This window comes from Pseudomonas putida, from assembly GCF_016406145.1.
Taxonomy (GTDB): domain Bacteria; phylum Pseudomonadota; class Gammaproteobacteria; order Pseudomonadales; family Pseudomonadaceae; genus Aquipseudomonas; species Aquipseudomonas putida_E.
Map to the genome: position 1 here is coordinate 5322363 of NZ_CP066306.1, position 24405 is coordinate 5346767.

At 62.2% G+C, this 24405-nt stretch carries 22 protein-coding genes; 10 read left to right on the forward strand and 12 right to left on the reverse strand.

Features of this window, described 5'->3' with window-relative positions; genetic code table 11:
• The first annotated feature begins 5 nt into the window (after window positions 1–5).
• The 4 genes from pqqC to JET17_RS24620 are packed head-to-tail and all read left to right on the forward strand — an operon-like array spanning window position 6 to window position 3942.
• Window positions 6–761 carry a pyrroloquinoline-quinone synthase PqqC gene (pqqC, locus tag JET17_RS24605; protein ID WP_012316583.1) on the forward strand — a complete coding sequence of 252 codons (756 nt, stop codon included), beginning with the start codon at window positions 6–8 and terminating at the stop codon, window positions 759–761.
• Window positions 758–1033 (forward strand): pyrroloquinoline quinone biosynthesis peptide chaperone PqqD, encoded by a 276-nt coding sequence (gene pqqD, locus JET17_RS24610; RefSeq protein WP_012316584.1) that lies wholly within the window; start codon window positions 758–760, stop codon window positions 1031–1033. The genes pqqC and pqqD overlap by 4 nt, the downstream gene beginning before the upstream one ends.
• Window positions 1005–2153, forward strand: coding sequence for a pyrroloquinoline quinone biosynthesis protein PqqE (pqqE, locus tag JET17_RS24615; RefSeq protein ID WP_012316585.1), 1149 nt, complete (start codon window positions 1005–1007; stop codon window positions 2151–2153). The genes pqqD and pqqE overlap by 29 nt, the downstream gene beginning before the upstream one ends.
• The gene (locus tag JET17_RS24620; protein ID WP_012316586.1) at window positions 2119–3942 is read left to right on the forward strand and encodes an alpha/beta hydrolase family protein; all 1824 of its coding nucleotides are present in this window, start codon (window positions 2119–2121) and stop codon (window positions 3940–3942) included. The genes pqqE and JET17_RS24620 overlap by 35 nt, the downstream gene beginning before the upstream one ends.
• A 31-nt stretch (window positions 3943–3973) precedes the next feature.
• Here JET17_RS24620 and JET17_RS24625 read toward each other — a convergent pair whose 3' ends face one another.
• Both JET17_RS24625 and JET17_RS24630 read right to left on the reverse strand, forming a co-directional pair.
• Window positions 3974–4132, reverse strand: coding sequence for a YqaE/Pmp3 family membrane protein (locus tag JET17_RS24625; protein WP_012316587.1), 159 nt, complete (start codon window positions 4130–4132; stop codon window positions 3974–3976).
• Between the two features lie 196 nt (window positions 4133–4328).
• On the reverse strand, window positions 4329–5609 hold the full coding sequence (locus tag JET17_RS24630; RefSeq protein ID WP_012316588.1) for an aspartate aminotransferase family protein: 1281 nt from the start codon (window positions 5607–5609) through the stop codon (window positions 4329–4331).
• Window positions 5610–5817: 208 nt separating this feature from the next.
• Between JET17_RS24630 and JET17_RS24635 the strand changes: the two genes are divergently transcribed.
• Entirely contained in the window at window positions 5818–6741 is a 924-nt protein-coding gene (locus tag JET17_RS24635; protein ID WP_012316589.1) for a LysR family transcriptional regulator, read from the forward strand.
• A 261-nt stretch (window positions 6742–7002) separates the two neighbouring features.
• Here the strand turns inward: JET17_RS24635 and JET17_RS24640 are convergent, their stop codons facing one another.
• The 9 genes from JET17_RS24640 to bioB all read right to left on the reverse strand — a co-directional run bounded on the left by JET17_RS24640 (window position 7003) and on the right by bioB (window position 17385).
• Window positions 7003–8781 carry an acyl-CoA dehydrogenase C-terminal domain-containing protein gene (locus tag JET17_RS24640; protein ID WP_012316590.1) on the reverse strand — a complete coding sequence of 593 codons (1779 nt, stop codon included), beginning with the start codon at window positions 8779–8781 and terminating at the stop codon, window positions 7003–7005.
• 123 nt (window positions 8782–8904) lie between these two features.
• Window positions 8905–10188 carry a sensor domain-containing diguanylate cyclase gene (locus tag JET17_RS24645; protein ID WP_012316591.1) on the reverse strand — a complete coding sequence of 428 codons (1284 nt, stop codon included), beginning with the start codon at window positions 10186–10188 and terminating at the stop codon, window positions 8905–8907.
• A gap of 211 nt (window positions 10189–10399) precedes the next feature.
• Complete coding sequence (locus JET17_RS24650; RefSeq protein ID WP_012316592.1) at window positions 10400–12205, reverse strand: phenylacyl-CoA dehydrogenase; 1806 nt, start codon at window positions 12203–12205, stop codon at window positions 10400–10402.
• 306 nt (window positions 12206–12511) lie between these two features.
• Window positions 12512–12808, reverse strand: a complete 297-nt coding sequence (locus JET17_RS24655; protein ID WP_012316593.1) for a hypothetical protein — start codon at window positions 12806–12808, stop codon at window positions 12512–12514.
• A gap of 118 nt (window positions 12809–12926) precedes the next feature.
• Window positions 12927–13607, reverse strand: a complete 681-nt coding sequence (bioD, locus tag JET17_RS24660; RefSeq protein ID WP_012316594.1) for a dethiobiotin synthase — start codon at window positions 13605–13607, stop codon at window positions 12927–12929.
• Window positions 13608–13617: 10 nt separating this feature from the next.
• Complete coding sequence (gene bioC / locus JET17_RS24665) at window positions 13618–14436, reverse strand: malonyl-ACP O-methyltransferase BioC (protein ID WP_012316595.1); 819 nt, start codon at window positions 14434–14436, stop codon at window positions 13618–13620.
• The gene (locus JET17_RS24670; RefSeq protein WP_012316596.1) at window positions 14429–15160 is read right to left on the reverse strand and encodes an alpha/beta fold hydrolase; all 732 of its coding nucleotides are present in this window, start codon (window positions 15158–15160) and stop codon (window positions 14429–14431) included. Before JET17_RS24670 ends, bioC begins: the two co-directional genes overlap by 8 nt.
• On the reverse strand, window positions 15153–16325 hold the full coding sequence (bioF, locus tag JET17_RS24675) for an 8-amino-7-oxononanoate synthase (RefSeq protein WP_012316597.1): 1173 nt from the start codon (window positions 16323–16325) through the stop codon (window positions 15153–15155). The genes JET17_RS24670 and bioF overlap by 8 nt, the downstream gene beginning before the upstream one ends.
• A 1-nt stretch (window position 16326) precedes the next feature.
• Window positions 16327–17385, reverse strand: coding sequence for a biotin synthase BioB (gene bioB / locus JET17_RS24680; RefSeq protein ID WP_012316598.1), 1059 nt, complete (start codon window positions 17383–17385; stop codon window positions 16327–16329).
• 89 nt (window positions 17386–17474) lie between these two features.
• On the opposite strand from bioB, the gene JET17_RS24685 reads away from it, so the two are divergent.
• From JET17_RS24685 to rarD, 4 genes are all read left to right on the forward strand, one after another.
• Window positions 17475–18212, forward strand: a complete 738-nt coding sequence (locus JET17_RS24685) for a ComF family protein (RefSeq protein ID WP_012316599.1) — start codon at window positions 17475–17477, stop codon at window positions 18210–18212.
• 26 nt (window positions 18213–18238) lie between these two features.
• The gene (locus tag JET17_RS24690; RefSeq protein ID WP_012316600.1) at window positions 18239–19003 is read left to right on the forward strand and encodes a TOBE domain-containing protein; all 765 of its coding nucleotides are present in this window, start codon (window positions 18239–18241) and stop codon (window positions 19001–19003) included.
• Between the two features lie 71 nt (window positions 19004–19074).
• A complete protein-coding gene (locus JET17_RS24695) occupies window positions 19075–20049 on the forward strand; it encodes a serine/threonine protein kinase (protein ID WP_012316601.1) in 975 nt (324 codons plus the stop codon).
• Between the two features lie 64 nt (window positions 20050–20113).
• The gene (rarD, locus tag JET17_RS24700) at window positions 20114–21001 is read left to right on the forward strand and encodes an EamA family transporter RarD (protein WP_012316602.1); all 888 of its coding nucleotides are present in this window, start codon (window positions 20114–20116) and stop codon (window positions 20999–21001) included.
• A 228-nt stretch (window positions 21002–21229) separates the two neighbouring features.
• On the opposite strand, the gene JET17_RS24705 is transcribed toward rarD, so the two are convergent.
• Window positions 21230–21748: a glycine cleavage system protein R gene (locus tag JET17_RS24705; protein WP_012316603.1), complete on the reverse strand. Its 519-nt coding sequence runs from the start codon at window positions 21746–21748 to the stop codon at window positions 21230–21232.
• Between the two features lie 455 nt (window positions 21749–22203).
• Between JET17_RS24705 and JET17_RS24710 the strand changes: the two genes are divergently transcribed.
• Entirely contained in the window at window positions 22204–24381 is a 2178-nt protein-coding gene (locus JET17_RS24710; protein WP_012316604.1) for a malate synthase G, read from the forward strand.
• Window positions 24382–24405 lie beyond the last annotated feature (24 nt).

The following is a 24405-nucleotide window of genomic DNA, read 5'->3' on the forward strand; positions in this document are numbered from 1 at the left end:
GCCCGATGAGCGAGGCACTGCCACTGTCGCCTGCCGAATTCGAGCAGGCCCTGCGCGCCAAGGGCGCCTACTACCACATTCATCACCCCTACCACGTGGCGATGTACGAAGGGCGCGCCACCCGCGAACAGATTCAGGGCTGGGTGGCCAACCGCTTCTATTACCAGGTGAACATCCCGATGAAGGATGCCGCGATCCTGGCCAACTGCCCGGACCGCGAAGTGCGCCGTGAGTGGATCCAGCGCCTGCTCGACCACGACGGAGCCCCGGGCGAAGACGGTGGTATCGAAGCCTGGCTGCGCCTGGGCCAGGCCGTGGGGCTCGACCCGGACCAGCTGCGTTCCCAGGAGCTGGTGCTGCCAGGTGTACGCTTCGCCGTCGATGCCTACGTGAACTTCGCCCGCCGTGCCAGCTGGCAGGAAGCGGCCAGCAGCTCGCTGACCGAACTGTTCGCCCCGCAGATCCACCAGTCGCGCCTGGACAGCTGGCCGCAACACTATCCGTGGATCGATCCTGCCGGCTACGAGTACTTCCGCACCCGCCTGGGCCAGGCCCGGCGCGATGTCGAACACGGTCTGACGATCACATTGCAGCACTACACCACCCGGGCGGCCCAGGAGCGTATGCTGGAAATCCTGCAGTTCAAGCTGGATATCCTCTGGAGCATGCTCGATGCCATGAGCATGGCCTACGAGCTGCACCGCCCGCCGTATCACACCGTCACCCAGCAACGGGTATGGCACAAGGGGATTGCCCTATGAGTTTCGACCGCAAGCAAGTGCCGAACTGGCGCCCCGGTTACCGTTTCCAGTACGAACCGGCGCAGAAAGGCCATGTGCTGCTCTACCCTGAGGGCATGATCAAGCTCAACGACAGCGCGTCCCTCATAGGCGGCCTGATCGACGGAAAACGTGATGTGAACGCGATCATCACCGAGCTCGAACAGCAATTCCCTGGTGTGCCCGAAGTCGCTGATGACATCGAGCAATTCATGGAGGTGGCCCGTGGCGAACACTGGATCACTCTCGCCTGAGGTACCGGTCGGCCTGCCGCTGTGGCTGCTGGCCGAACTGACCTATCGCTGCCCGCTGCAGTGCCCTTACTGCTCCAACCCCCTCGACTTCGCCGAACAGGGCAAGGAGCTGTCGACCGCGCAGTGGTTCAAGGTGATGGCCGAAGCCCGTGAAATGGGTGCCGCGCAGATCGGTTTTTCCGGCGGTGAGCCGCTGGTGCGCCAGGACCTCGCCGAGCTGATCGGCGAGGCGCGCCGCTTGGGTTACTACACCAACCTGATTACCTCCGGCATCGGCCTGACCGAGGCACGTATCGCCAACTTCAAGGAAGCCGGCCTGGACCACATCCAGATCAGTTTCCAGGCCAGCGACGAGCAGGTGAACAACCTGCTGGCGGGGTCGAAAAAGGCCTTCGCACAAAAGCTGGAGATGGCTCGGGCAGTGAAAGCCCATGGCTACCCGATGGTGCTCAACTTCGTCACCCACCGGCACAACATCGACAAGATCGACCGCATCATCGAGCTGTGCGTGGCACTGGAGGCCGACTTCGTCGAACTCGCCACCTGCCAGTTCTATGGCTGGGCACACCTCAACCGCCTGGGCCTGTTGCCGACCCGTGCGCAGCTTGAACGCGCTGAACGCATCACCAACGAGTACCGTGCAAAGCTCAAGGCCGAAGGCAACCCGTGCAAGCTGATCTTCGTCACGCCGGACTACTACGAGGAGCGCCCCAAGGCCTGCATGAATGGCTGGGGCAGCCTGTTTTTGACCATCACGCCGGACGGCACTGCCCTGCCCTGTCATGGCGCACGTCAGCTGCCGGTGCAGTTCCCGAATGTTCGCGATCACGACCTCAAGCACATCTGGTACGACTCGTTCGGCTTCAACCGTTTCCGTGGTTATGACTGGATGCCCGAGCCCTGCCGCTCGTGCGACGAGAAAGAAAAGGACTTCGGCGGCTGCCGCTGCCAGGCCTTCATGCTCACCGGCGATGCCAGCAACGCCGACCCGGTGTGCGCCAAGTCGAGCGACCACGGCATCATCCTCAAGGCCCGCGAGGAGGCAGAAACGGCCGACCTCGCCATTGAACAGATGACCTTCCGTAATGAGCGCAACTCACGTGTCATTGCCCGCGGGTGAATTCAGTGCCGCGCAGGCCGTCGCCGCCGGCACCGATTTCGCCGAACTCAAAGCCAGCCCCAAAGGCCTGTTCTGGAATGAATTTCGCCCGGCCGACGGTGCCTGCCGCATCTGGTGCTGGCGTGACCAGCAGGCACGCTGCCTCACGCCTGACGGCTTCAGCGTGCGCAGCCGGGTCTATGAATACGGTGGAGGCAGTTTCTGCCTGAGCGATGACGCAGTGGTGTTCGTCAACGAGAAGGACCAGCAGATCTATCACCAGGGACTTGATGGCGCGCCACCGCATGCGTTGACCCAGAATGCCCAATGCCGCTACGGCGACCTGCAATGGCACGACGGCCAAGTGCTGGCGGTCGAGGAGTGCCATGGCGAGAGTGTGGAACATCGCCTGGTGGCATTGGGTGAGGGCACCGTTGAAGTGCTCGCCGCAGGCGCTGATTTCTATGCATCCCCTACGATCAGCGCCGATGGCACACGTCTGGCCTGGATCGAATGGGACCGACCGGCGCAGCCATGGACAGTCACACGGCTGATGTGTCGCGAACGGCAAAGTGACGGTAGCTGGGGCGCGCCGCGCTGCATCGCGGCGAATGACGAATCCCTCCAGCAACCGCGCTTCGACGCTGAAGGGCGCTTGTACTGCCTGTCCGACCGTAATGGTTTCTGGCAGCCCTGGGGCGAGCTCGACGGGCTATGGCAAGCCTTGCCGGCCGAGCCTGCGGACCACGCTGCCGCCCCCTGGCAACTGGGCACCAGTACCTGGCTGGCACTCGGACCACAAAGCTACCTGGCCAGTTGGTTCGAAGGTGGCGTAGGGCAACTCGGGCTACGCACAGCCGACGGTCAGATGGAGCGTTTCGCCAGTGCCTATAGTCGTTTTCGTAGCCTGGCCATCGACGCCGGGCATCTCTACGCAATCGCTGCCTCGCCGATCAGCCCGCCAGCCGTCATTGCCATTGACCGGGCAAGCCACGAAGTACGGGTTCTGGCAGGCGGCGCCGAGTTACTGCCAGCCGATTGCATCAGCCTGCCGCAATCCATCCTCTACGACAGTGGCGGTGAGGTTGCCCATGGTTTCTTTTATCCGGCAGCCGGCGCCAAAGGGCCTTCCCCACTGGTGGTGTTCATCCATGGTGGGCCAACCTCAGCCTGCTATCCGGTCCTGGACCCACGGGTTCAGTACTGGACCCAGCGTGGCTTTGCCGTTGCCGACCTGAACTATCGGGGCAGTACTGGTTATGGTCGCGAATATCGCCAGGCCCTGCACTTGCGCTGGGGCCAGAGCGATGTTCAGGATGCCTGCGCGGCGGTCGAACACTTGGCCGAACGCGGTTTGATAGACCCCCGCAAAGCCTTCATACGTGGTGGCAGTGCCGGCGGTTATACCACCCTGTGCGCCCTGGCGTTCCATGACGTCTTCCGTGCCGGTGCCAGCCTCTACGGGGTGAGTGACCCGGTTGCGCTTGGCCGCGCCACGCACAAGTTCGAAGGCGATTACCTCGACTGGCTGATCGGTGACCCGCAACAGGATGCCGAGCGCTATCGCCAACGTACTCCACTGCTGCACGCCGAGCAGATCAACGTACCGGTGATTTTCTTTCAGGGTGAACTGGATGCTGTGGTGGTGCCGGAGCAGACGCGCTCGATGCTTGAAGCGTTAACGGCCAATGGCATCGAGGCCGAGGGGCACTTCTATGCGGGCGAACGGCATGGCTTTCGAAAGGCCGAAAACCTTGCACATGCCCTTGAGGAGGAATGGAAATTCTATTGCCGGGTGCTGGCCCTGTGAAACCTGGGGCCGCGCTGCGGCCCCAGCAGATTCAGCGCTTGGCGATGATATACACCGCATGCACGATACCCGGAATGTAGCCCAGCAAGGTCAGCAGGATATTCAGCCAGAACGCCCCGCCGAACCCGACCTGCAGAAACACACCCAGCGGCGGCAGGATGATGGCGATGATGATGCGAATGATGTCCATGCAAGTTTCTCCTCAAAGGGTCTAAACAGAGACTAGCTGGGCATCACAGAGGTTCCAATGGTGCACGTCGTGGTTTTTTTTGCAGGGCCCAGCCGCCTCGCCAAAGGCCTGCCCCACCACAAAAAAAACGCCCCGGGCCAAATGAATCAGGCCAGGGGCGATGCGCAGGAACGCCAGACGGTTCGTAGAATTCTTATCAGGCCGAGACTTCACGGCGGGCATGCTGCTGCGCGTGCAGGCGTGCGAAGGCCCGGGCCAGGCGCAGGAGCATTTCATCGATGTTGCCTTTGCTCACCGTCAGCGCCGGTGTAAAACGCACCACATCGGCCTGCGGCGCATTCAATAGCAGGCCCTCGTGCAAGGCTGCCTGCACCAGGTCCTTGGCCAGATGTTCCTGCAACTGAAGCGCCCAGAGCAGCCCTTGGCCGCGCACTTCGCCCTGGCCATAGCGGCCGGCCAGGCGGCTCAGGCCATCGCGCAGATGGCGGCCACTGTCCTGGACATGCTCGAAAAAGCCCGGCTCCAGTACGGTATCCAGTACCGCGAGGCCCGCAGCGCACATCAGCGCATTACCGTGGTGGCTGCCCTCCAGCTCGCCGGGGGCCGCACAACAGGCGGTACCACGAGCGAGCAAGGCCGCCAGCGGCACGCCGGCTCCCAGGCCTTTGCCCAAGGTAATGATGTCAGCGCGCACCCCGTAGGTTTCCTCGGCCAGCAATGCTCCGCAGCGGCCAATGCCGGTCTGCACCTCGTCAAGGATCAGCAGGATGCCCAGCTCACGGCACAACCGCTCGACGCCTGTGAGGTATTCCCTTGTCGCGGGAATCACACCTGCCTCGCCCTGGACCGGTTCAAGCATGATTGCCACAGTTCGCGAGTCGACTTCTGCATGCAGCGCCGCCAGGTCGTTGAATGGCACTTTGCTGAAGCCAGGCAGGCCGGGTTCACAGCGGTTGCACGGCAGCGGATCGGACGCCGACAAGGCCCCCAGGCTGCGGCCATGGCAGCCCTGGCTGGCAGTGATGATGTGATAGGCGCCGTTGCGGTGTAGTTGGCCCCATTTGCGCGCCAGCTTGATAGCCCCCTCACAGGCCTCGGCGCCACTGTTGAGCAGGTACACCTGATCGCTACCGGTGCTCTGGCACAAGCGGTTGGCCAGCGCCAGCAGACCACGACTATGGAAACCAGCCCCCGGGTTGATCAACGCCTGGGCCTGGTTTCCCAGCGCCTTGACCACCACGCTGGGGCTGTGGCCGAGGCTATTTACTGCGCCGCCCTGGGTAAAATCCAGGTAGGCATGCCCTTCGTTGTCCCACAACCAGGAACCCTGGCCACGCACGAACACTTGTGGCGCACGTTCGGCGCTGGGCATCAGGCGCTCGCGGGACAACGCCGATGCGTCTGGCACGATTACCGGCACACGCTTTGGCTCGACGGCCGCGGCGGGGGCCGATCGGCGCAGGTTGAACAGGTTCATCGGGGGCTCCGGCCAGTCACGGCAAAGGGCAACGTCCGGTCTTGACGCCGGCGTGTGATAATTTTGCCTTTCCTATCAAAAGTGTTTTTCAAACGGGGTAACAATGCGCGAATTGATCGCTGTAACCCGCTGGAATACGGCGATAGACTAGGCCTCGGCGGCGCTTGCGGCCATTCCGTTTTTTCAGCTTTTTCAATAAGTAATACTTATGGATTTTCGCCAACTGCGTTATTTCGTCGCGGTGTATGAAGAAGGCCATGTCGGCCGCGCCGCTGAACGCCTGTCACTGTCCCAGCCGGCCCTCTCGCAGCAGATCCGCCAGCTTGAGCACAGCCTTGACCTGAGCCTTTTCGAGCGCAGCAACAAGCGCCTGCTGCCGACCTTGGCGGCCCACACCCTTTACAACCACGCCCTGCCCCTGCTCGATGGGCTGCAGCGCGCCCACGAAGCGATGCGCAACTTCAAGGGCCAGTCCTTGCGCACGCTGGCCATCGGCGTACTACAGACGGTTCGGCCGAGCCTGGTACCGCAGTTGCTTGAGCGGTTGCGCAAGGCCCAACCGCATCTTGTGGTACAGATCTATGAGCTGTCAGGGCAGGAAATCGAACGTCGCCTGCTCAACGGCAACCTGGATATCGGTATCAGCTACCTGCCGCCGCGCCAACCTGGGCTGCACGGCTTGCTGCTGTACGAAGATGAACTGCAGCTGGTGATCCCTGATACTCATCCGTTGAAGGACTTCAAGAAGGTCTCTATCAGACAAGCTGCAGAACTGCCGATGCTGATGCTTGGCGAGGAGTTCCAGATCCGCCAGATCTGGAAGCAGCAGTTGGCCAGCCTGGGGCGCAGGCCGCAGGTTCAGGCAGAGATGAACAACATGGGCGGCATTCTCGACAGCTTGGCTCATACCGCGCTGGCCACTATCTTGCCTGGCCGTGCCAGGGATGCTGCGGAAGATGACCAGGGGTTGCTGTGGAAACCACTGAGCGAGCCGCGGGTGCCTTTGAAGGTTGGCCTGGTATTTCGCGATGCGCAGCGCCAGCAGGCATCGGTCGAGTTGCTGCGCACGCTGCTTGAGGAAGAGGCCGACGCACGGCAGCTGGGGGCATCACCGCTGGATGTGCTTGGCTGAAATACACGCGCGCAAAGAAAACCCCGCCGAAGCGGGGTTTTCCCAGACTTTTTCCCTGTGACATCCCTATCGCCCCACCGTCCTGGCAGGAAATCCTTCGTTTGTCCCTGTTCTGTCCTTTGCGCTTCCTGCGCAACGTCCATGTAGCAAGATTAGCCGTGGATCCAATCTGACACCAGTGGCGAAAAGTCACCGCGTGGCGTAGGAGAATGCTTACAAACAACGTTCATCAACAAACACGGCGAGCGTATATGCCACGCGTCAGAACTGCTCGGCATCCAGCAAATACATCGACTCACTCCCCGCCTTGACGCAAGCCACCAGCGAATCCACCCGCGGCAACAGCCTGGCGAAGTAGAACCGCGCCGTCCCCAGCTTGGCCGAGTAGAACGCCTCATCGCCCTCACCCGCCTTGGCCGCACGCGCCATCAACGCCCACATGTAGGCATAGGCGACGTAGCCAAAGGCATGCAGGTACTCGACCGACGCAGCGCCAATTTCATTCGGGTTGCCCTTGGCTTGCTCCAGTACCCATTCGGTCAGCCCGTCGAGTTGATCAAGGTAGGCACCCAGCGGCTTGACGAACTCATCCAGGTCGCCCCCCGCACTGGCAATGAACTGGCGGATTTCCTCAGAGAACAGCTTGTAGTAGGCACCACCACTGGCCACCACCTTCCGGCCCATCAGGTCGAGTGCCTGAATACCGTTGGTGCCTTCATAGATCTGGGTAATGCGCACATCGCGTACCAGTTGCTCCTGGCCCCACTCGCGAATGTAGCCATGGCCACCGAACACCTGCTGGCCATGCACCGCACACTCCAGGCCCAGATCGGTGAGGAACGCCTTGGCTACCGGGGTCAACAGCGCCACCAGCTCTTCACTGCGTTTGCGCGTACCCGGCTCTTCGCTGTACTTGGCGCTGTCCAGTTGCATTGCCACGTACGTGGAGAAGGCGCGACCACCTTCGATCAGCGCTTTCATGGTCAGCAGCATGCGGCGCACATCCGGGTGGACGATGATCGGGTCGGCCGCTTTTTCCTTGGCCTGCGGGCCGGTAGGGGCGCGGCTCTGCAATCGGTCGCGAGCATACTCGACGGCGTTCTGGTAGGAACGTTCGGCCGTGGCCAACCCCTGAATGCCCACGCCCAGGCGCTCGTAGTTCATCATGGTGAACATCGCGGCCAAGCCCTTGTTCGGCTCGCCGACGATGTAACCTACTGCTTCATCGAAGTTCATTACGCACGTGGCCGAGGCCTGGATACCCATCTTGTGCTCGATAGAGCCACAGGTAGCCGGGTTGCGTGCCCCAAGGCTGCCGTCATCGTTGACCAGGAACTTGGGCACCAGGAACAGCGAGATGCCCTTTGGCCCGGCCGGTGCGTCCGGCAGCTTGGCCAGCACCAGGTGGATGATGTTTTCGGTCAGGTCGTGTTCGCCGCCAGTGATGAAAATCTTGGTGCCGCTGACCTTGTAGCTGCCATCGGCCTGGGGCTCGGCCTTGGTACGGATGATGCCAAGGTCGGTACCGGCATGCGGCTCGGTCAGGCACATGGAGCCTGCCCACACACCGGAGTACATGTTCGGCAGGTACTTTTCCCTGAGCGTTTCGCTGGCGTGGGCGTTGATCGACAGGCAGGCACCAGCGGTCAGCATCGGATACAGCCCGAATGCCAGGCTCGACGCGTTGACCATTTCTTCAACCTGGGCCGAAATCGCCTTGGGCATGCCCATGCCACCGTACTGGGGATCGCCGCCCACACCGACCCAGCCGCCCTCGGCGTAGGTGTTGTAGGCCTCGATGAAGCCAACCGGGGTGCTTACCGCACCGTTGTCCCAGTGACAGCCCTCTTCGTCAGCCGCGCGGCTGAGCGGGGCGATGGACTTGCTGGTGACCTTGCCTGCTTCTTCCAATACGGCGAGTGCGGTTTGCGCATCGACCGTTTCGGCCAGCTCAGGCAATTGCGCCCACAGCTCTGCCACGTTGAAGACTTCATTCAAAACGAAGCGCATGTCGCGCAGCGGCGCTTTATATTCAGCCATGACAACCTCTCGCTGGTGGGGTCGGGGCGGTCTCGAAGGACCGCAGCACGGAGTTGAATCCAGTGTAACCGAACAACTTTTGCGAGACATAGGGTCATCACGCGACCATATAGTCAATAATGGTCACGCAGTTCGAACGGCCCCGCGCCGTGATTGTTGGCCGTAAACCATGACACAGTTGCGGCCGGCACCTTTGGCGCTGTACAGCGCCTGGTCGGCAGATTTGAGCACCTCTTCGGGGTTGCGGTGCTCGATAAGGCGTTCAGCGACGCCGATACTGATGGTCACCGATACTGTGCCTGCCCCACTGCCGCTGCGGCGCTGACGGCCGGCGGAATCGTCCTGTGGCCGATTGTTCTGGTCACGCAGCTGCATCGTGTAATTGGCGATCATCTCCCGCACGGCTTCCACATGCGGCACGCACTCATCGGCGGTCTTACCGGCGAACACCAGAGCAAACTCCTCGCCACCGTAGCGGTAGGCGCGCCCACCACCGGTGACCTTCGACAGCCGGCTGGCGACCAGGCGCAATACCTGGTCACCGACATCGTGGCCGTGGGTGTCGTTGAATTTCTTGAAATGATCGACGTCGGTCATGGCAATCACGTAGTTGCGCCCCAGGCGCTGCATGCGTTCGTTCAGTGCGCGCCGCCCAGGCAGGCCGGTCAGTTCGTCACGGAAGGCCATCTGGTAGGCCTCGTGGGAGACCGCCGCAGCGATCATCAACATCACTTGGCTGCACATGATGTTCAGCGTGAACGGCAGGATGAACGTTTTGGGCAGCATCCAGAAGATACCGATCAGCCCGATGATCTGGGCTGCATGCAGGGGCCTTGGCTCACGCAGGTATTGCACCACCAGCAGCATGAAGACACCGATGAACAACGGGTAGACCATCTGTATCAGGCTCATCCACTGCCCATGCAGCGACGGCCAACGGATTTCCGCCAACCAGGCCAGCAGTGCCTGGGGAAAACTTTGCTCCAGCGCCACTGCCACGCTACCCACCGCGAACAGCACAGCAAACCGGGCAAGCAGGTCCTGGGCCAGGTGGGTGCGCTCCTGCCAGGCGCCAAACAGGCCGAACAATGCAGGCAGCAACAGGCACACCAGATGGAAGATCACCGCTGCGTCCTCGCGCACGCGGCCGTTGTCACGGTAGTAGTCAGTCTGGGTATCGAGCAGGAAATAGGCGATGTACACCGTGACCATCAAGAACAGCTCGCGCTGGCGACGGTATACCGCGCAGTAGGCGCCGCCCAGCAGCAGGACCAAGGTGGGCAGGACGTTGAACAGTGATGTGAAGAAGACGCTGAGGTCTCTCACGTATGCCGCCGCAAGCCCTGCCAGCAAGAGGATCAGTGAAGGCAGGAAGTGGCTTGCGCGTACAGCGTTTAAACGAAACAAGGGTAATCTCCGACCCGGCAGATCAATAATGGCATTGTGCCTTTACTTCATCGGCAGCGCACATGAATAGATGAATGCACGGGGGGTTAACGGCAGCAGGGGCGGAGGGCTTGAGCTTTTCTTGTAACCGGATCTTGAGGCGTAGCGGCCCCAAAAATACGAAAACCCGCCTGCCGGTGAAGGCAAGCGGGTTTCAGTGACGCCTTGCGGCTTAGTAGGACAGGCCGAAGTGCTCTTCGTCCATCGCCATCAGGTTGTTGGCACCGGACAGCATGGTCGCGACGTGCGTGCGGGTACGCGGCAGGATACGCTGGAAGTAGAAGCGCGCCGTCTGCAGCTTGGCGGTGTAGAAGGCCTCTTCCGAAGTGCCGGCAGCCAGCTTCTCAGCAGCCAGGCGTGCCATGTCGGCCCAGAAGTACGCCAGGCACGCATAACCGGAATACATCACGTAATCCACCGATGCAGCGCCTACTTCTTCGCGATCCTTCATGGCGGCCATACCTACTTTCATGGTCAGCTCACCCCATTCCTTGTTGATCGCAGCCAGCGGCTCGACGAACTCCTTGACCGCCTCATTGCCTTCCTGCGCCTGGCAGAACTTGTGCACGATCTTGGTGAAGCCCTTGAGCGCTTCGCCCTGGGTCATCAGCACTTTGCGGCCCAGCAGGTCTAGGGCCTGAATGCCGGTGGTGCCTTCGTACAGCATGGAGATTCGGCTGTCGCGCACGTTCTGCTCCATGCCCCACTCGGCGATGAAGCCGTGGCCGCCGTAGATCTGCACGCCGTGGTTGGCCGCCTCGAAGCCGACTTCGGTCATGAAAGCCTTGGCGATCGGGGTCAGGAAGGCAAGCAGGGCGTCGGCCTTCTTGCGCTCTTCCTCGTCCTGGCTGTATTTGACGATGTCCACCTGCTTGGCGGTGAAGTAGACCATGGCGCGGTTGCCTTCGGCGAAGGCCTTCATGGTCAGCAACATGCGGCGAACGTCCGGGTGCACGATGATCGGGTCAGCAGCCTTGTCAGGCGCTTTGGGGCCGGTCAGCGAACGCATCTGCAGGCGGTCACGGGCGTACTTCAGGCCACCCTGGAAGGCCACTTCGGCATGTGCCAGGCCTTGCAGCGCAGTGCCCAAGCGTGCGGTGTTCATGAACGTGAACATGCAGTTCAGGCCCTTGTTGGCTGGGCCAATCAGGTAGCCGGTGGCGCTGTCGAAGTTCATCACGCAGGTAGCGTTGCCGTGGATGCCCATCTTGTGCTCGATCGAGCCGCAGGTCACGCCGTTGCGCTCACCCACTCCGCCTTCGGCATTGGGCAAGAACTTCGGCACGATGAACAGCGAGATACCTTTGGTGCCGGCTGGCGCATCCGGCAGGCGGGCCAGCACGATGTGGACGATGTTGTCGGCCATGTCGTGTTCGCCGGCAGAAATGAAGATCTTGGTGCCAGAAATGCGGTAGGAACCGTCAGCTTGCGGCTCGGCCTTGGTGCGCAGCATGCCCAGGTCGGTGCCGCAGTGCGGTTCGGTCAGGCACATGGTGCCTGTCCATTCGCCCGATACCAGCTTGGTCAGGTAGGTTTCCTGCTGCTCTGCAGTACCGTGCGCAGAAATGGTGTTCATCGCGCCATGGGAAAGGCCCGGGTACATACCCCAAGACCAGTTCGACTCACCCACCATCTCGCTCAGCGCCAGGCCCAGCGACTCAGGCAAGCCTTGGCCGCCATGAGCGACATCATGCGCAAGGCTCGGCCAGCCGCCTTCGACGAACTGCTCGTAGGCTTGCTTGAAACCGGTCGGGGTCTTCACGCCGGACTCGCTCCAGGTGCAGCCTTCCAGGTCACCGACACGGTTCAGCGGGGCCAGTACCTGCTCACAGAATTTCGCGCCTTCTTCGAGGATCGCGTCGACCATGTCGGGCGTTGCGTCCTGGCAACCCGGCAGGCTCTGATAGTGCGCCTCATAGCCAAGCAGCTCGTCGCGAACGAAGCGAATATCACGCAAGGGGGCTTTGTAATCAGGCATTGCGATGAACCTCTGTGATGAGTCCGGTGGGGAGACCGCTGATACCGACCAGCTCTTGCCGGCTTTCGGTCAAACAGTTGTTTGAAACTTACGTTTAGGACTGACCGATGTCAAGGAGGGACTATGGTGCCATTTATGCCGCGAAACATGGCGTTTATGCCATCACCTGCAAAAGCACCAATGCCAATGGCAGCTGGCCTGCCCGCGAAGGCGTCGGTTCAGACAAAAAATCTAGCCTGATCAAACGCATCCGCGGGCAGGCCCGCTTCCACAGAGCACTGTGCAGGTTTGTGAAAGTGACGCGGTTCAGGCGTAGGTATCGATGAACCGGCCGAGCATTTCGTCGGAAGCCTTGGCGACTTTCGCGCCCAGTTCGACCTCGGTTTTGCCCAAAGCCAGCTGTACAGTGCTGGTGGCAAGGTCCATCTGCTGACTGCGGTCAACCGCACGCAGGCGCTCGGCCTGAAAATCGCTGGACTGGCTGGTGGCGGCGCGTTCGACAGTGTTGCTGGCGATCTGGCTGGCCGCCTGGTCGACGCGGTTCTGCCCGCTCTGGATGGCACTGAGGCCTGCGTAGTAGGCGGAGCTACCGGTGATTTCCATGTCAAAACTCCAATGACGCTGGATGTGAACAGGCCTGATTAAAGCAGGCCCGGGCCATAAAGGCCCGTTTAAATCGCTAATGGCCCCGTGCTATCTGATAGACGTGAGGCATGGCGCTTCAGTCCAGCAAGTCCAGCTGCAGATGTTCCGCGACTGCATCGGCAGTCGCCTGCTTGAGCTTGGGCACCCGCCCCAGGCAAGGCGCTGGCAAGCGCTCGGCCAGGCTGGCGAGGTTCTCCTCCAGCCGCGACGTACGCGGGTCGATGACATTGGCCACCCAGCCTGCCAGTTGCAACCCGTCCCTGGCGATCGCTTCGGCGCTGAGCAATGCGTGGTTGATGCAGCCAAGACGCACCCCTACCACTAGAATCACCGGCAACTTGAGGGCGATTGCCAGGTCAGACAGGTTGGCATGACCAGACAGCGGCACGCGCCAGCCACCGGCACCTTCGACCAGGGTGAAATCCGCGCCCTGATCCAGCACGTGACGCATGGCCTGGAGCAGGGCCGGCACCTCCAGCGTCACACCCGCTTCACGCGCCGCCACGTGCGGCGCGATGGCAGGTTCAAATGCAAAAGGGTTGATCGCTTCATAAGGCAGTTTGAGCGTGCTCTCGTCGATCAATGCCTGGGCGTCAGCGTTGCGCAGCCCCTTTGTGGTAACTGTGCAGCCGGACGCCACCGGCTTTGCACCCAGCGTACTCAGGCCCTGCAGCCGTGCGGCATGCAACAGCCCCGCTGCGATGGTGGTCTTGCCGACATCGGTATCGGTACCCGCGATGAAATAGGCCTGGCTCATTTCGCTCCTCTCACGCCTTTGGCTTGCGCAACACACCATAGACCACCTGATAGGTGGCGGGCAGCCCTTGCGGCTGGCGGAATGCTTCATACGCCTGCAGCAGCCCCTGCATGCGGGCGCGGCCAGTCAGGCCCGACGGCCGCCCAGGGTTGAGGTTGTGAGCGCCAAGTGCCTTGAGCTCATGGGTCAGGCCGCGCACATGCGGGTAGTGCAGCACATGCGCCTGCTGACGCAGGCCAAGCTGCTCCAGGCCGCTTGCCGCGCACAGTCGCTGGTAGTCCTCGAACCGGCGGAAGCGGTTGACATGCACCATGCCATCCACGGCCTGCCAACTGGCGCGCAATTCATCGAGGGTACCGACACACAGGCTGCTGAAGGCCAGCACACCCCCCGGACACAATACCCGCCGTGCTTCTTCCAGCACGCTGGAGAACTGCGCGCACCATTGCACCGCCAGGCTGGAGAAAACCAGGTCGACGCTGTGATCGCGCAGCGGCAGCCGCTCGGCGTCGCCTGCCACATGGTAGCGGGCCCCGCCCTGCTCGCTTCGGGCATGGCGCAACATGCCTTCGGCGATGTCCACGGCCACGCCCGTCGCCGGCGTGAAGCGCTCGGCCAGCACCCGGCTGAAATGCCCCGTGCCACTGCCCAGGTCGAGCCAGCGCGATGGCGTCAGTGCGTCCGGCAACTGCTCCAGCAGGGTCACGCCCACCGCGCGCTGCAAGGCCGCCACGCTGTCGTAGCTGGCTGCCGCGCGGGAGAACGAGGCCGCTACCTGGCGCTTGTCCGGCAGCGCGCCGGGCAGGGTTGGACGGGAAAGGTCAGTCATCGCCACTCTCATGCAGGAAACTCTTGATGCCCGCCGCCAGCTCCTGCGGGTACTCCAGCAGGAAAGCGTGGGAACTCTCTTCAACCAGGCCGACTTCAACGTCGGGCAACAACTCGCTCAGCGCTTTGGCCGCCTCGGGGGGCACCAACGCATCGCTGCCGGCGAACAGGTGCAGTTGCGGGCCGCCGTACGCCTGCAGCGCTTCGCGGGTATCCAGCTGAGCCAGCACCTCAAGCCCGGTGGCCAGGTACAGTGGGTCGGTGTCCGGTACCCCTACGCCTAGCTGGCGCAGCAACGTGCGCGGCTGCAGGGCGCCGTCACTGCACAAGGTACGGAAACGCTTGAGGGTCACAGAGGTGTGGCTGCGGCAACCGTCGAGGAAGGTCCCGAAGGTGTCATCGGCCATGCCATGCGGCCAATCCGCCCGTGCCACGAAGCAGGGGTTGCTGGCCAAGGTCAACAGCCCGCAACAATGGTCGCCACGCTTGCGAGCCAGCTCACTGGCGAGCATGCCGCCAAGCGACCAGCCGCCCAGCCAGGTATCACTGGGCAGTTTGCGGTCAAGGTAGTCGACCCACGCCTGTACATCGGCGTCGGCCAGCTCCGGCAGGGGCGCCAGCTCAACCTGCAGGCGCGAGTCCTGCGCTCGCAGGCTGGCGGCCAGCGGCTCCAGGGCCGCGGTACCCAGGCCCCAGCCGGGAAGAAGGATCAGTCGGTTACGCATCGGCGGCCTCCAGCTGTGGATAACAATCGGCCAATGCATTCAACAATAGCTGTACCTGCGCCTCACTGTGCGCAGCGCTCAAGGTTACCCTTAGCCGTGCACTGCCAGCAGGTACGGTAGGCGGGCGGATGGCGGTGACCAACAGGCCTCGTTCGCGCAGCATCTGCGACAGGCGCAGTGCCTGTGCGCTGTCGCCGATCAGGATCGGCTGGATCGGGGTAGGGCTGTCCATCAGCTGCAGGCCGATCTGCACGGCACCCTCGCGGAACTGCCGGATCAACCCGGCCAGGTGCTCACGGCGCCAGGTTTCGCGGCGCAGCAGCTCCAGGCTCTTGAGCGTGGCGCAGGCCAGTGCCGGCGGCTGGCTGGTGGTATAGATGTAAGGCCGGGCGAACTGCACCAGTGCCTCGATCAAATCATCGCTGCCCGCAACGAAGGCGCCCGCTGTGCCGCAAGCCTTGCCCAGCGTACCGATCAGCACGGGCACGTCATCGATGCCCAGGCCAAAGTGCTCGACGATTCCGCCGCCGTGGGCACCCAAGGTACCTAGGCCGTGAGCGTCGTCGACCATCAACCAGGCACCACGCGCACGCGCGACTTCGGCCAGTGCAGGCAGGTCGGCCAGGTCACCGTCCATGCTGAACACACCGTCGGTGACTACCAGGGTATTGCCGCAGGCCTTGCCCAGGCGGTTGGCCAGGCTGACTGCATCGTTGTGCAGGTAACGGTTGAAGCGGGCACCACTGAGCAAACCGCCATCGAGCAGCGAGGCATGGTTGAGGCGGTCCTGCAATACCGTATCGCCCTGCCCCACCAGCGCGGTGATGGCCCCGAGGTTGGCCATGTAGCCGGTAGAAAACAGCAAGGCACGGGGGCGACCGGTCAATTCGGCCAGCGCCTCTTCGACCTGATGATGCGGCGTGCTGTGGCCGACCACCAGGTGCGAGGCTCCGCCACCGACACCCCAACGCTCGGCGCCGGCCTGCCAGGCGGCAATCACCTCAGGGTGGTTGGCCAGGCCCAGGTAGTCATTACTACAGAAAGCCAGCAAAGGCTGGCCATCGACCACTACGTTCGGCCCCTGCGGGCTTTGTAGCAGCGGTCGCTGCCGATAGAGGTCTGCAGCGCGCCGTTCGGCAAGACGCGCTGCAAGATCGAAGGCCATCTCAGGCAGACGCGGCGTTATAGAACAGCTCGCTGCTGCGTTGCTCTACCAGCGCCTGCTCGATGGCGGCCTGGTGCACTTCGTCGGCATGCTCTTCACGCGCTTCAGGCTTGATGCCCAGGCGAGCGAACAGCTGCATGTCCTTGTCGGCCTGAGGGTTGGCGGTGGTCAGCAGTTTCTCGCCATAGAAGATCGAATTGGCCCCGGCCATGAAGGCCAGCGCTTGCATCTGCTCGTTCATCTGCTCGCGGCCGGCGGACAGGCGCACATGCGACTTGGGCATCAGCAACCGCGCGACCGCCAGCATACGGATGAAGTCGAACGGGTCGACATCTTCTTCTTCGGCCAGGGGGGTACCGGCCACTTTCACAAGCATGTTGATCGGCACCGACTCGGGATGCTCGGGGAGGTTGGCCAACTGGATCAACAGGCCTGCACGATCGTCGAGCGACTCGCCCATCCCGAGGATGCCACCGGAGCAGATCTTCATCCCGGCATCGCGTACGTAGGCCAAGGTCTGCAGACGCTCGCTGTAAGTACGGGTGGTGATGATGCTGCCGTAGAACTCCGGCGAGGTATCGAGGTTGTGGTTGTAGTAATCCAGTCCTGCCTGGGCAAGCGCCTGGGTCTGGTCCTGATCGAGCTTGCCGAGGGTCATGCAGGTTTCCAGCCCCATGGCCTTGACCCCTTTGACCATTTCCAGCACGTAGGGCATGTCCTTGGCCGATGGGTGCTTCCAGGCCGCGCCCATGCAGAAGCGGGTCGAACCGATGGCCTTGGCCCGTGCCGCTTCTTCCAGCACCTTCTGCACTTCCATCAGCTTCTGTTTTTCCAGCCCGGTGTTGTAGTGGCCCGACTGTGGACAATATTTGCAATCTTCCGGGCAGGCGCCGGTCTTGATCGACAGCAGCGTGGAAACCTGCACGCGGTTAGGGTCGAAATGCGCCCGGTGCACGGTTTGCGCCTGGAACAGCAGGTCGTTGAACGGAAGCTGGAACAGGGCCTTCACCTCGGCCAGGGACCAGTCGTGACGTGTTGTTGCAGTTGTGCTGGCGCTCATCGGCGTTTCCTTGTTTAGGCTGTAGCTGGCGCCGGGACAGGAATGCCCGCCAGCGCATCACGGATAGCTCGCATAGTCATGGAAGGCCTATGAACTGTCAACCTTGGGTAAAAGCACTGGTTTACAAGTGTATAAATATTGATCACGCCTGTTTGCTCTGCGGCATTTCTGCCGAGCAGCCCCACCCCATTTGTATTGCGTGTGAGGAAGAACTGCCTTGGCTGAGTGAGTACTGCATACATTGCGCGCTACCGCTGCCAATGGCCGGCCTGACCTGCGCCCAGTGCAGTCGCCGCGCCCCGGCCTTCGAGCAAGTGGTAGCGCCGTGGTATTACGGCTTTCCTGTGGACACACTGATCAGCCGCTTCAAACACAATCGCCAGTGGCCATTGGGGCGCTTGATGGCCGAAATGCTTAGCCTGGATTTGCGCCACCGCTTTGCCGATGGCCTGGCCAAGCCATCGCTACTGTTGCCTGTACCACTGGCAAAGCGTCGACAGCGCGAGCGTGGCTTCAACCAGGCAGGCATGCTGGCAAGGTGGTTGTCCAAGGCCCTGGCAATTGACAGCAACGAGCGATTGCTGCGGCGCACCCGCGAAACACCGGCGCAGCAAAGCCTGGATGCCAAGGCCAGACGGCGTAATCTGCAGCAGGCCTTTGCGGTGGTTGATGAAGGCGCATTGCACGGCCTGCATGTGGCCGTGGTCGATGACGTGCTGACCACCGGTGCCACGGCGCAAAGCATCGCCGCCCTGCTGCGCGGCGCCGGCGCACGTCGGGTTGATGTGTATTGCCTGGCACGCACGGCAAAACCGGGGCAAGCTTGACCGGTCAGTCCCAGATAGGCGCCATCATGACCCTGCCCGCTCTACTCACCCAGCACATCGCGCGCCGCCCACAGCGCATCGCTTTGCTTCAGCATATCGCAGAGCAAGGTTCGATCACCCGCGCAGCCAAGGCCGCAGGCATAAGCTACAAAGCCGCATGGGACGCCATAGACGAACTCAACAACCTGGCCAGCCAGCCGTTGGTCGAGCGTAGCACCGGCGGGCGCGGCGGCGGTGGCGCCCGCCTGTCGGGCGAAGGCGAACGGGTACTGCGCCTGTACCAGCGCCTACAGGCCTTGCAGGCCCAGATTCTTGAGGCTGCCGAAGATTCCAGCGACCTTGACCTGCTTGGGCGCCTGATGTTGCGCACCAGTGCCCGCAACCAGCTGCAAGGCCAGGTCAGCGCCTTGCGCCGCGAGGGGCGGCACGACCGCGTGAGCCTGGCGCTGGGTGGCGGGCTGGAAATCGAGGCACTGATCACACACGACAGCACTTCACGCCTGGAGCTGACGCTCGGAACCATGGTGGTGGCGTTGCTCAAGGCCGGGTGGGTGCAGTTATCGAGCGCCGCAGATGAAGCCGAAGCGGGCAGCAATGTGCTCAAGGCCACCGTGGAAGAGGTGATAACGGATGGGCATGACACCAGTGAAGTGAGGCTGGCGCTGGGTAATGGCCAGACACTCTGCGCGTTTGCCGATGCGCACTGGCTGGCACAAGAGGCAGTGGCAACAGGTAGCCAGGTCCGGGTGCAGTTTCATCCCTCCCATGTATTGCTGGGGGTACCGGTGTAGGTTGGTCGCGCCACCCCGCCAGAGGGCCGGCACTGATACCATGAGCCCTTGCAGCCCACCCCGGAGCCACCATGTCTCACCCCTTCGCGACCCTCACCCCCGACCTGGTACTGGACGCCGTGGAGAGCCTCGGCTTTCTCAGCGACGCCCGCGTACTGGCCCTGAACAGCTACGAGAACCGCGTCTACCAAGTGGGTATCGAAGGCGAGCAACCACTGATCGCCAAGTTCTATCGACCCGGCCGGTGGAGCAATGAAGCGATTCTTGAAGAACACCGCTTCACCGCCGAACTTGCTGAGTGCGAAGTGCCGGTGGTCGCCCCGCTGCAACACAATGAACAGACCCTGTTCGAGCACCAGGGCTTTCGCTTCACGCTGTTTCCCCGCCGCGGCGGCCACGCACCGGAGCCGGGCAACCTCGACCAGCTCTACCGTCTGGGCCAGTTGCTGGGCCGCTTGCATGCCGTCGCGGCAACACGCCCGTTCGAGCATCGCGAAGCATTGACTGTGGAAAACTTTGGCCACGCCTCCCTGCAAACCCTGCTTGATGGCAACTTCGTACCTCGGGAATTGCTGCCTGCGTTCGAATCTGTAGCGCGCGAGCTGCTCAAACGGGTCGAAGACATCTACGCACGCACCCCACATCAGGTCATGCGCCTGCACGGCGACTTGCACCCCGGCAACCTGATGCATCGCGACGACGTCTACCACGTCGTCGACCTCGATGACTGCCGGATGGGCCCGGCCGTGCAAGACCTGTGGATGATGCTGGCCGGTAGCCGTGAAGAACGCCTGGGCCAACTGGCAGAGCTGATCGACGGTTACAACGAGTTTCACGATTTCGACCCGCGCGAGCTGCCTCTGATCGAACCGCTGCGCGCCTTGCGCCAGCTGCACCATAGCGCCTGGCTGGCAAGGCGCTGGGACGACCCGGCATTCCCGCGCAGCTTCCCCTGGTTTGGCCAGCCGCGTTACTGGGGCGATCAGATTCTGGCCCTGCGCGAGCAAACGGCGGCACTCGACGAGCAACCCCTGAAATTGTTCTAAATGCCTGCAAAGGTCTGTCTACAATAGGCGTCGCTGTATTTAGCTACCTAAGCAAGGATTCTGCATGCACGCCGCAAACCCGCGTCGCGGGTACATTCTTGGCCTTTCGGCCTACATCATCTGGGGCTTGTTCCCCCTCTATTTCAAAGCCATACAAAGTGTCCCGGCGGTTGAGATCATCGTGCACCGGGTGCTCTGGTCCGCTTTGTTCGGTTCGCTGCTGCTGTTGGTGTGGAAGCACCCAGGGTGGTGGCGCGAGCTGCGCGACAACCCCCGCCGCCTGGCCATTCTTGCCCTAAGTGGCGCCCTGATTGCCGGCAACTGGCTGACTTACGTATGGTCGGTCAACAACGGGCGCATGCTCGAGGCCAGCCTGGGCTACTACATCAACCCGCTGGTGAACGTGCTGCTGGGCATGCTTTTGCTGGGTGAACGCCTGCGCCGCCTGCAATGGCTGGCAGTGGGCATGGCCGCAGTAGGTGTGGCGCAACAGGTGTGGCAAGTCGGTAGCCTGCCTTGGGTGTCATTGGTACTGGCGTTGACGTTTGGCTTCTACGGCCTGATCCGCAAACAGGCACCGGTAGCGGCGCTGCCCGGCCTGGTGGTGGAAACCTGGATGCTGGTGCCCCTGGCGCTTGGCTGGCTGCTGCTGCACCCTGCCGCGATGAGTGCACAAGGCAGTTTCTATACCGGCAGCGAGGCGTTATGGCTGATTGCAGCCGGGCCGGTAACGCTGATACCGCTGGTATGCTTCAACGCCGCTGCACGGCACTTGCCCTACACCACCCTGGGCTTCCTGCAGTATCTGGCGCCGACCCTGGTACTGCTGCAAGCGGTACTGCTATTTGACGAGCACCTGTCTTCCAGCAGTCTGATGGCTTTCTTGTGCATCTGGGCTGGCCTGGCGCTCTACAGCGTCGATGCCTGGCTGAATCTGCGCAAGCGCGCCTGATCAAAAAACGACCAAAACTCTGCAGGCCACGCCGTCCGTGGCCTAGCAGAAGATCTCCAGAGGTTATCCACACCCTCGTCCCCGTGGTTTGTGCACAAGCTATTGATTAGTGGCTGTTTTTTGACCAAACCGCGGGAGAGCTCGCCGTCTCTGGGCTAGCGAGGAGCGCCCCCAGGTTATCCACAGGGCCGTCCCCGGTTAATCGGGATAACCCGCTACCGCCTCGGCTCAATCCTGGGGCCGCAATTTCAACTCCACCATCAAGTCATCTGCCAGGCTCTCCAGCTTCTGCTGCAGATCATCCAGCGACAAGGTCAATGGCAGCGCCAGCAAGGCATCGGCATGGAACAGCGGCTCGCTACTCATTGGCGCCGGGCGCACTTCGGTGGTGAAGCGCTCAAGGTTCACCCCTTGGTCAGCCAACAATCGGGTGATATCACGTACGATGCCTGGGCGATCATTACCCACCAACTCCATAGCGATCGGCTTCCAGGTACAGGAAGGCTCGATGCCGCTTTCTGCGATCAGTACACGGATATCGTACTGCCCCAAGGCCTGAAGCGATTTCACCAGCTCATCGTAGCTTTCTGCGGGCACCGCGACCCGCAGGATGCCGGCGAATTGCCCTGCCATACGCGACATACGGCTCTCCAGCCAGTTACCGTTGTGGTCGGCGATGCACTGGGCAATCCGTTCGACCTGGCCGGCCTTGTCAGGAGCAATCACGGTCAGTACAAGATGATCCACAGGGCTTCCTCTGCGTCGTGCCGCCCGCAGCGGCGAGAATACGGGGGGATTGGTTCAGTATAGGCAAGGCGCGGCAACCTGCCGCAGGACGGCCTACCGAACTAATCGTGTACTGTTTCAAGATTTATCTGGAACAATCCACCGGTTTTTTGCGAACATAGCCACTCCCAGCGTGACCCTACGCGACCAACCGGTCGCAGAGCGACGCTTTTAGTCTGATGTTCACCGGCCTGCTGCTTCATGTAGTATGCCTCGGCGCGGACTACAAAACGTCGTTACGATGTCTGCCAAGGCGCCTGTGAAAATACGCCAACCGCCCGCCAGCCTTATGGCGAGCCGCACCCAGCCGCTCTCGTGAGTGGTGAGAGCATGTACTGGTGCCGTGTTTAGAGAAGCGCTACAGGCTTAATACAGAAGAGCGAAAGCGAAATAGCTGAGCAAAGGTGAGGCAAGCAATGACTGGATACGTTCAAGTCGGTGGCCTTCAGGTCGCCAAGGCCCTGTACGACTTCGTCAACAACGAAGCGATCCCTGGAACCGGCGTCAAGGCCGATGCGTTCTGGGCCGGGGCAGAAAAGATCATCAACGACCTCGCCCCAAAGAACAAAGCCCTGCTCGCCAAGCGCGACGAGCTGCAAGCCAAGATCGACGCCTGGCACCAGGCACGCAAAGGCCAGGCACACGACGCCGTAGCCTATAAAAGCTTCCTTCAGGATATCGGCTATCTGCTGCCACAAGCCGACGATTTCCAGGCCACCACCCAGAACGTGGACGAAGAAATTGCCCACATGGCAGGCCCACAGCTGGTCGTGCCGGTGATGAACGCCCGCTTTGCCCTGAACGCCGCCAACGCCCGCTGGGGTTCGCTGTACGACGCACTGTACGGCACCGACGCCATCAGCGATGAAGGCGGCGCCGAAAAAGGTCAGGGCTACAACAAGGTCCGTGGCAACAAGGTCATCGCCTTCGCCCGCGCCTTCCTCGACGAAGCCGCGCCGCTGGCTGCTGGCTCGCACGTCGACTCCACCGCTTACCGCATCGAAGGCGGCAAGCTGGTCGTTGCCCTCAAGGGCGGCAGCAACAGCGGCCTGCGTGACGACGCCCAGCTGATCGGCTTCCATGGCGATGCCGCCGCGCCAACCGCCGTGCTGCTCAAGCACAATGGCCTGCACTTCGAAATCCAGGTCGATGCCAGCACCCCGGTCGGCAGCACCGACGCCGCCGGTGTCAAAGACATCCTGATGGAATCGGCGCTGACCACCATCATGGACTGTGAAGACTCGGTCGCTGCCGTCGATGCCGACGACAAGGTCATTGTCTACCGCAACTGGCTGGGCCTGATGAAAGGCGACTTGGCCGAGAACGTCAGCAAAGGCGGCAAGACCTTCACCCGCACCATGAACCCGGACCGCGAGTACGCAGCGCCCAATGGCGGCACCGTGACCCTTCACGGTCGTTCGCTGCTGTTCGTGCGCAACGTGGGTCACCTGATGACCAACCCGGCAATTCTCGACGCCCAAGGCAACGAGATTCCCGAAGGCATCCAGGACGGTCTGTTCACCAACCTGATCGCCCTGCACAACCTCAACGGCAACACCAGCCGCAAGAACACCCGTACCGGTAGCGTCTACATCGTCAAACCGAAGATGCACGGCCCTGAAGAAGTGGCGTTCGCCGCCGAGATCTTCAGCCGCGTCGAAGACCTGCTGGGCATGCCGCGCAACACCGTCAAGGTCGGCATCATGGACGAGGAGCGCCGTACCACGGTGAACCTCAAGGCTTGCATCAAGTCGGCCGCCGAGCGCGTGGTGTTCATCAACACTGGCTTCCTCGACCGTACCGGCGACGAGATTCACACCTCGATGGAGGCCGGCGCCGTGGTGCGCAAAGGCGCCATGAAGAACGAGAAGTGGATCGGCGCCTACGAGAACAACAACGTCGACGTCGGTCTTGCCACCGGCCTGCAAGGCCGTGCGCAGATCGGCAAAGGCATGTGGGCCATGCCGGACCTGATGGCCGCCATGCTCGAGCAGAAGATCGCTCACCCGCTGGCCGGTGCCAACACCGCTTGGGTTCCTTCGCCGACCGCCGCCACCCTGCACGCCCTGCACTACCATAAAGTCGACGTGCAGGCGCGTCAGCGCGAGCTGGCCAGCCGCACCCCGGCCTCGGTCGACGACATCCTGACCATCCCGCTGGCAGCTGACACCAACTGGTCGGCAGAAGAGATCCGCAACGAGCTGGACAACAACGCCCAGGGCATCCTCGGCTATGTGGTTCGCTGGATCGACCAGGGCGTGGGTTGCTCCAAAGTGCCGGACATCAACGATGTGGGCCTGATGGAAGACCGCGCTACCCTGCGTATCTCGGCCCAGCTGCTGGCCAACTGGCTGCGCCATGGCGTGGTTACCCAGGAGCAGGTGCTGGAAAGCCTCCAGCGCATGGCCGCCGTGGTCGACAAGCAGAACGCCGGTGACGCCCTGTACCGCCCGATGGCGCCGAACTTCGACGACAACGTGGCATTCCAGGCTGCAGTGGAACTGGTAATCGAGGGTGCCAAGCAACCGAACGGTTATACCGAGCCGGTACTGCACCGTCGCCGCCGCGAGTTCAAGGCGCGTAACGGGCTGTAAGACATCGGGGCCGCTCCATCAATT